Origin of the sequence: Trebonia sp. (genome assembly GCF_030042015.1) — a bacterium.
Lineage (GTDB): Bacteria > Actinomycetota > Actinomycetes > Streptosporangiales > Streptosporangiaceae > Trebonia.
Genome location: NZ_JASIAL010000104.1, coordinates 1 through 7494, shown reverse-complemented (window position 1 = coordinate 7494; position 7494 = coordinate 1). Strand labels below are relative to the sequence as shown.

Sequence of the window (7494 nt, the reverse complement as noted above, 5' to 3'; positions counted from 1 at the left end):
GGAGCACATCATGACCACTGAGAAGGCCATCTTGGCCGGCGGCTGCTTCTGGGGAGTACAGGACCTGATCCGCAAGCTTCCTGGCGTGATCTCGACACGGGTCGGCTACACGGGCGGCGACGTGCCGAACGCGACCTACCGCAACCACCGCGGCCACGCCGAGGCGATCGAGATCACCTTCGACCCGGACAGGATCTCGTACCGGGACCTGCTGGAGTTCTTCTTCCAGATCCACGACCCGACCACGCTGAACCGGCAGGGTAACGACATCGGGACCAGCTACCGGTCGGCCATCTTCTATCTCAGCGACGCGCAGCGGCGGACCGCCGAGGACACGATCGCTGACGTCGACGCCTCCGGCCTGTGGCCGGGCAAGGTGGTCACCGAGGTGACACCCGCCGGGCCCTTCTGGGAGGCCGAGCCGGAGCACCAGGACTACCTGGAGCGCTACCCCGACGGGTACACATGCCACTACGTCCGCCCCGGCTGGAAGCTGCCAAGTGCTAGCCGGCCAGGGCAGCCGCGGTGAGTCCGCCCGACAGCTTGGTTATGCTGCCGTGATCGTCGAGGTGGACGCCGCAGTAGGTGATCAGGACCGGGTTGCCGGACGGGGCCGGGTCAAGCGCGCCGGCCAGGCACCCCGGCCGCGACCACCGGGGGCGCCGGGGGCGGCCACCGCTGCCAGGCCCGTGCAAACGTCTCCTGGGCGATATCGCGGGCGTCGTCCAGGTCGCCGGTCAGCGCGCAGGCATGGCGGACGATCCGGGCCGCGGTACCGGCGTGAAACTCGTCAAAGCTCGGTCCCGTCGTGCTCAACGCCATGCGCCTCTTCCCATCGGAGGCCCTCCTCTGCCACTCGCCAGGCAGGCTGGCGCTGGCTGGCTGTCGCGACTGACATGCTGATGACGCCCGGCCGGGGATGACCGCTCAGACGGCGATCTTCGCGATGAGGGCCTCCGATACCGCGAGGGCCGCCTTAGGCAGCGGCAGGAAGTTCACCTGCGACAGGTACTTGCCGGAGTTGCCCGTCGTGATCGCCCAGTAGAGCATGGCCTGGATGTCCTGCGCCTTGTCCGCGTTGGGCTGGATCTCCTTCACGATCGCGTACTCATAGTTGATGATGGGGTACGCCCCGGGCGCGCTGCTGTCGATCAGCGACACGGTGCCCGTGGTCGGAATCGTGGGGAAGCTCGCCGCCGCGGCCGCGATGGTCGCGTTGGTGGGCAGCTCATACTGGCCGGCCCCGTTGGCCAGTTCGGCTTCGCCGAGCCCCGCCGCTTTGGTATCGGACTTGTAGCTGATGCCGATGTAGGCGACGCAGCCCGGGATGGCCTGGCAGCCGACCACCATCCCGGCGTTGCCCTTGAACGCCCGCTCGCTCGCGAGCGGTGGCCACGCCACCGTCGTGCCGTAGCCGACGGAGCTTGACCACGCCGGGACCTGATGGGACAGGTAAGACGTGAACAGGAACGTGTCACCCGAGCTGTCCGAGCGGACCAGCGGGACGACCTTCTCATGGGGCAGCGACAGGCCGGGGTTCAGCTTCTCGATCGCCGGGTCGTCCCACATGGTGATCTTGCCCTCGTAGATCTCGGCGAGGATGGTTCCGTCGAGCTTCAGGGTGCCGTTCAGGCCCTGCAGGTTGTAGTTGACCATCTGCGCCGAGATCGCCAGCGGGATGTTCATCAGCGTCGGGTACTTGCTCACGTCGGTCGGCGTCAGGTAGGCGTCTGACGCGCCGATGTCCGCGGAGCCGCCCGCCGCGGACGAGATGCCCGCGCCCGAGCCGGTGCCCGCCGTGGTGATCGTGACCTGCGGGTAGGCGCTCTTGTAGCCCACCACCCACAGCTTGAACAGCGGGTAAAGCAGCGTGCTGCCCGTCTCAGACAGCGAAACCGACGTCGGCACCGGACCGTTCGGCAGCCCCCACCCCAGGGTCAGCGCCGAAGGCGACGAGGATGAGGAGCTGCCGCAAGCCGCGGCGGCGATCGCGACCACGGCAGCGAGGGCAAGCAGGCCCAGGCGGCCCAGTCTCCCGGCAGCTTCATGGGGTGCGGAAAGTCTCGTTGCCACCCTACGCACCACTTCTAGACGGCGTCACAGTCTTGGTGTAGGACGTCTAGGTAAATAGCTGGAAAACTAACGTCTAACGGAGACTTGCGGTAAAGCCGCAGATTTATCTCTGTTGAAGAAGTTTTAATTGCTTTCGTAACAGATAGGGAATAACTCTTATTGCGGCTGATCAGCCGCCGCTGGTGTCCTGCTGGCTCTCGTGCCGCCATCCGTCGCCGAATTCGTTGTCATGCAGCCGTCGCAGCAGGTGCGCGTAATGGTCCAGCCGGTCCGCGGCCCGCGTCATCTCGTGATAGTCCTCGCCGTGATCGCGCGCTGGTGTCTTCTCCTCCGCCCGCTTGCGCACGATGCGCAGCTCTTCCCGGCCGAGTTCCACGATCTTGTCAAGTACCTGTTCCAGGTCCACTGCGCTTTCTCCTTGGTGAGGCATCCCCGCCGGGTCAGGCGGATCTGAGATACGAACGGCTCCAGGCCATGCCCGAGGACACCAGCCGCCGCGCATGCGGCAGCCGTTCCTGCTCGTACCGGTCCAAGCCGGCCCACACGTCGGCCCCTGTCACGCGGATAAGGCTGGCGGCCAGGGCGCGCACGTCAAGCAGCGCGTTCTCGAACCCGGCGCCGGTCATCGGGGTGGCCACGTGGGCCGCGTCGCCGACCAGGGCCACGCGGCCGCGGACCAGGCGCTCCGGCAGGTACTCGGCCACCGGCGTGCCGAAGACAGCGTCGTGCGTGACGCCCCAGGCGATGCACTCCCCCCAAGGCGCCGGCCACCAGCGGCGCGCGAGTGCCGCGAGCTGCGCCGGCAGCCCGGCCGGGAACTGGTCCCCGCGCAGGGTCGCGACCACCGTGCCGTCCTCGATGCAGCCCGCCTCGCGCAGCAGCCGCGTGCGGCCGGCGTCATACCAGGCATAGGAAACCCGGCGACGGCCGGCATCGGTCCGGCCGTCGGGGCCGGGCACGCAGTAGACGACCAGGTGGGCGCCTGGCGCGGCGTGCATCTCCAGGTCGCGGCCGCGGCCGCCGAGCCCGCCGGGAACATCGGACTCGGCGACCAGGCCGCGCCACAGCATGTATCCGGCGTAACTCGCCGCCGGCTGGTCGGGCGCCACGAACCGGCGGGTAACCGAGTACACGCCATCCGCGCCAACCACGACGTCGGCGGCGAAGGTGCCCGCGGTGCTGTCCAGCGTCACCGGACCGCCCGGATCGTTGTCACGGACGCCGGTGACGGTCACCGACTCGACGAACTTGATACCGGTCGCGGCCAGCGCCGCGTCCAGCAGGAACTGCCGGACCAGCCCCCAGGCCGCCGACGGGCGGTTCCCGCTGACCACCGGGACCCGGGCCGTGTCCACACCCGTCACGCTGGCCAGCAGGCAACGGTCCAGGCCCAGGCCCGCCCCGCCCGGTGGCTCGCCCGTGGCACGCTCGATGATCGTCACCGGCCACCCCACCCGGGCGAACGCCAGGCCCGCGCACAGCCCGGACAGTCCCCCGCCCACGACGGCCACGCGCAGCTCCGGCATGTCGTCCTCCCCCACCGCAGCCAGGCAGGCCGGCCGGGACATCACTACTGCCAGCGGTACGGAGTCCCGGCTTCCCGTTCTGGCTGGTGCTTCCGGCAACGCTACCAGCAGCCTCGGCAGCGACGACTGCTGGCCGGGGCGGATCAGAAGCTCAGGCCAGCAGACGGGAACGCCACCGCTGAAAGCTGTCGGCCAGCCGGTGGCAACCGACGGCTTGCAGGCGCGCGATGTGATCGTCCAGGTACTGGGCATAGAGCGGGATGAGCTCCCGGCTCAGGAGCTCGGCCGCCTCATCGTCGGCCGGCCGCTCGCGGCGCCAGCCCAGAGCAGCGGTGACCAGCGCCGCGGCAGGCGCGAAGGCGCTGGCCAGGTAGTGCTCGGCCGCGAGGGCGTTCGTGCCGACTCGGCCCGTCTCTGCCGTGAAAAGGAAGCGGACGGGGAAGAGCACGATCTTGGTCACCCGCCGCGGCCCGCGGGCGACCAGCCGCGAGGGGGCGCGGATCTCGTTCAGCGCGTCGTCGTCCCGTGGCCAGAGCCGCGCCCAGCCCCGAAGGCGGCCCGACAGCCCCACGTACCGGCCGCCCAGGAATCCGAGCGCGAATTCGGCGCCTGCCACCAGCAGTTCATCGATGTCGGGGCGGGCCACTGCGGCGCGGGCGTCCGGTCCCGTGAGCAGCCGGCCGTAATCAAGCAGGTCCAGCCGGTCCAGCGGAGGGAACCGGCCGCCGCGGCGCTGGCCCCGCAAGGTGGCGGGTGTTCCCCAGAACACAGAAAGCCGCTGGTCAAGCTCCGCGCCTCCGGCTTTTACTGAGCGGGCCACGGTGCGGATGGTCACGCGGTCCCTAGCCCGCAACGGGTCTTGCACGATGAGCCCGAGATCGACGTCGCTCACCAGCGGACTGAAGCCACCGTGGGCGAGGCTGCCGAGCGCGTACCCGGCGATCAGGCGTGAACCCAGGGCAGCTCGATAGGCAGCCACCGCCCGGGCCAGCACGTCCTCTCCCAGCTGGCTATCGGCGTGCTGGGCCAAATCGTCACCTCACTTCCCGAGCCGCCGCCATCCCCCATGAACTTAGCCATCTCAGCTGGGGGATGCTCGCTGCGCGTGAAAATCCGGCCGGTGCGGGTCGCTGCGGCCGCACGCGCGCGGTCCGCGCTAGCAGCAAGGCCCTGCTGGCCGGTGCACCCGCGCGGAACCCGATCGCCGGGGATGACCGGACTACAGTCAGGTCATGGGGACTTCGGATTAAGGGGGAGCGAGTTCGGTGAGCGAGGATCCCAGCCGCGCCGCGTGGCTGCCGCAGGCACGCTCTTACCTGCGCGGCGCCGACCCGGTGCTGGCCCGGCTGATCGACGACCGGCCGGACTTCGACCCCCGGGCGTGGCTGGCCCGGCTGCCGCCGATGGACCTCTACGGCGCCCTGGTGTTCCAGGTCACCGGCCAGCAGCTGTCCGTCCCGGCGACCCGCCGGACCGTGGCCCGCGTCGAGGCCCTGTTCGGCGGCCGTCTCCCCGCGCCCGCCGAACTGCTCGGCGTAGACCCTGCCCAGCTCCGCGCGGCCGGGCTGTCCTGGCGGAAGATCGGCACGCTCCGCGACCTCGCCGAGCGGATGACGGACGGCCGCCTGAACCAGGACGCGCTGAGCGCCCTGCCCGACGACGAGCTCATGGCCGAGCTCACGGCCATCCCCGGGATAGGCCCGTGGACCGTGCAGGGCGCGCTGCTGATCGCGCTGCAGCGCGAGGACGTCGTGTTGCCGGGCGACCTGGCGCTCCGCAAGTCCATCCAGGCCGTCTACCGGCTGGATCACCTGCCCAGCCAGCAGGAGGTCCTGGCCATCGCCGAGAAATGGCGGCCCTACCGCAGCCTGGCCACCAGCTACCTGTTCTCCGCCGCTTTCGAACCGGCCGGTGCGCCGCCGGTCGCGCGGCAGGCGAGCAGCTGACTCCGGTAGCGACTGTGCGGCCAGCCTACCTCGGGCGGCGCTACCAAGAGCAAGTGGACCAGCACGCAGGGTAGTAGCACGATGTCGCCTGCTGCTGCGGGGCGCGGATCTGTGCCGCGGCCCGCATCTTAGGACCCGAGCGGCTGATTTTTTGTCCGGATTATGGGGTTTCGTCCCTGCAGTCCGGGTCCTATGAGCTCGCAGCTAACCAACACGCGGAGTCTGGCCGCCCGCGCCGCCAAGGCCTGGCCCCGCAGGCAACCTCAGCCCCTGCTCCCACCGTTCCCGCATCGCCCAGCCCCGCGTGCTGGCGGTGGGGGCACCGCCGCCAAAAGCCGCCGGGACCGTGCCAGCCTGGAGCGTCCCCGCGGGCCCGCGGCTGCCGCGGGGGCCGCGCGGATGGTTCAATGCGGCCATGACCGAACGCGCGTGGCCCGCGGACTGGGCCGACCGGATGGCTGGCAAGGACTGCCCGCAGCGCCGGGTCAGCCGCCCTCGGTTTCGCTCGAGCGGTAGGACTTCAGCATGTCGGCCATGCCCGAGGTCCCGGTGAGGCCGGGGATGCCGCCGAAGGTCTGCGGGAACGGCGGCCGGTTCACCGGCGCCGGGGACACCGACTGCACGCTGGCGGCCGAGCAGATGTCGGCCGGGTCGAAGGCCGCCGTGCCCTCGAGCACCTGCAGTAGCGACTCAGACGGCGGGCTGATCGCCGGCCCGATCACGTCCGAGCTCGTCGGGATGCGGGACGGCGGCACCGCGCGGCTGGCCGGGTACGGGAGCAGGACGTCCTTCAGGTTGCGGGCGTTCTTGTCGCGGGCGGTGAGCGGGTGCAGGCCGAAGGTGGACTCGATCAGCGCCAGGCCTGAGCAGTGCTCGAACGGCCCCTCGTGCACGACCCGGTGCGGCTGCGCGAGGTTGGTTATCACGAGTCCGGGGACCCGGAAGCCCAGCTGCCTGTAGTTCGGGTAGAGCTGGCCGTCGGTCGGCGTGCTGCTGTCGCCGGCGTGCATCACGTCCGCCGGGTTGGTGTCGTCGATGACCTGCGGCGGCGGCACGTGGTCGTAGAAGCCGCCCCATTCGTCGAACGTCACGATGAAGACCGTGTCGTCGAGGTAGCCGTTGTCGGCGAGGGCGTGGTAGGCGTCGGCGATGAAGCGCTCGCCGAGCCGGATGTCGCCCAGCGGGTGATCGTCCCCCGACGTTCCCGTGCCCTCGTTGTCGAACGCGGGGTCGATGTAGCAGACGTTCGGCAGCGTGCCGCTCTCGCAGGCCGCGACGAACGAGGTGCCGGCGGACAGCGCCGCCGTGGCGGCGTCGGCGTCGGCGAAGGGATGGAAGAACGCCTGGTACTTGAACGTCGCGCCCGGCTCGATCGCGGGGCTGGCCCACAGGGCGAGGAACGGGGCGTCGCGGTAGTAGTAGCCGCCGGTGGGGATGCCGTCGGAGTTCGGGATCGGGGAGAGCTGATCCCAGATGGTCGGCAGGGTCGAGGGCACCTCGGAGTTGTGGTCCCGGTCGGTCTGGCCCGCGTGCTGGTAGAAGCGGTTGGGGTAGGTCTCCCCGGCGAACGCGCAGAAGTAGCGGTCCAGGGTCGTGTAGTGCTCGGCGAGCGCGCCGATGACCGGCAGGTCGGGCAGCGCCTTGCGGGTCCCGTCCTGGTTGTGGTTGGTGTAGTAGCCGATCGGGAAGGTGTTCGCCGCCGCCGGGGTTACGCCCGGGTTGTCCGGCGGGGTCGTCGGCCGCTGGAGGAAGCCGTCGAGCTTGCCGTAGTTGTACTCGACGAGCCAGCCCTCCCAGCTGTGGTCCGGGTCGCTGTACCCGCAGCCCTGGAAGTCCGGGGCGAGCGGGTAGTTGGGGTAGGTGTTGCCGTCGACCACCGACACGAACGTCAGGTCGTGCCGGCCGTCGGCGCCCGGGAGCCAGCTCAGGAAGTGGTCGAACGAGCGGTT

The 7494-nt window shown here is 70.1% G+C and carries 8 protein-coding genes; 2 read left to right on the top strand and 6 right to left on the bottom strand.

Annotated features, from left to right (window positions below):
• The first annotated feature begins 10 nt into the window (after positions 1 to 10).
• Positions 11 to 529, top strand: coding sequence for a peptide-methionine (S)-S-oxide reductase MsrA (gene msrA, locus Q1N79_RS05250; RefSeq protein ID WP_300605147.1), 519 nt, complete (start codon positions 11 to 13; stop codon positions 527 to 529).
• 89 nt (positions 530 to 618) lie between these two features.
• On the opposite strand, the gene Q1N79_RS05245 is transcribed toward msrA, so the two are convergent.
• The 5 genes from Q1N79_RS05245 to Q1N79_RS05225 all read right to left on the bottom strand — a co-directional run bounded on the left by Q1N79_RS05245 (position 619) and on the right by Q1N79_RS05225 (position 4629).
• On the bottom strand, positions 619 to 822 hold the full coding sequence (locus tag Q1N79_RS05245; protein WP_300605145.1) for a sigma factor: 204 nt from the start codon (positions 820 to 822) through the stop codon (positions 619 to 621).
• A gap of 105 nt (positions 823 to 927) precedes the next feature.
• The gene (gene pstS, locus Q1N79_RS05240) at positions 928 to 1998 is read right to left on the bottom strand and encodes a phosphate ABC transporter substrate-binding protein PstS (RefSeq protein WP_300605143.1); all 1071 of its coding nucleotides are present in this window, start codon (positions 1996 to 1998) and stop codon (positions 928 to 930) included.
• A 244-nt stretch (positions 1999 to 2242) separates the two neighbouring features.
• A complete protein-coding gene (locus tag Q1N79_RS05235; RefSeq protein WP_300605141.1) occupies positions 2243 to 2479 on the bottom strand; it encodes a hypothetical protein in 237 nt (78 codons plus the stop codon).
• A 34-nt stretch (positions 2480 to 2513) separates the two neighbouring features.
• Positions 2514 to 3599, bottom strand: coding sequence for an FAD-dependent monooxygenase (locus Q1N79_RS05230; RefSeq protein WP_300605139.1), 1086 nt, complete (start codon positions 3597 to 3599; stop codon positions 2514 to 2516).
• Between the two features lie 151 nt (positions 3600 to 3750).
• Positions 3751 to 4629: a hypothetical protein gene (locus Q1N79_RS05225; RefSeq protein ID WP_300605137.1), complete on the bottom strand. Its 879-nt coding sequence runs from the start codon at positions 4627 to 4629 to the stop codon at positions 3751 to 3753.
• Between the two features lie 235 nt (positions 4630 to 4864).
• On the opposite strand from Q1N79_RS05225, the gene Q1N79_RS05220 reads away from it, so the two are divergent.
• Positions 4865 to 5545 (top strand): DNA-3-methyladenine glycosylase 2 family protein, encoded by a 681-nt coding sequence (locus tag Q1N79_RS05220; RefSeq protein ID WP_300605135.1) that lies wholly within the window; start codon positions 4865 to 4867, stop codon positions 5543 to 5545.
• 485 nt (positions 5546 to 6030) lie between these two features.
• On the opposite strand, the gene Q1N79_RS05215 is transcribed toward Q1N79_RS05220, so the two are convergent.
• A partial coding sequence (locus tag Q1N79_RS05215) for an alkaline phosphatase family protein (protein ID WP_300605133.1) occupies positions 6031 to 7494 on the bottom strand: 1464 nt, incomplete at its 5' end.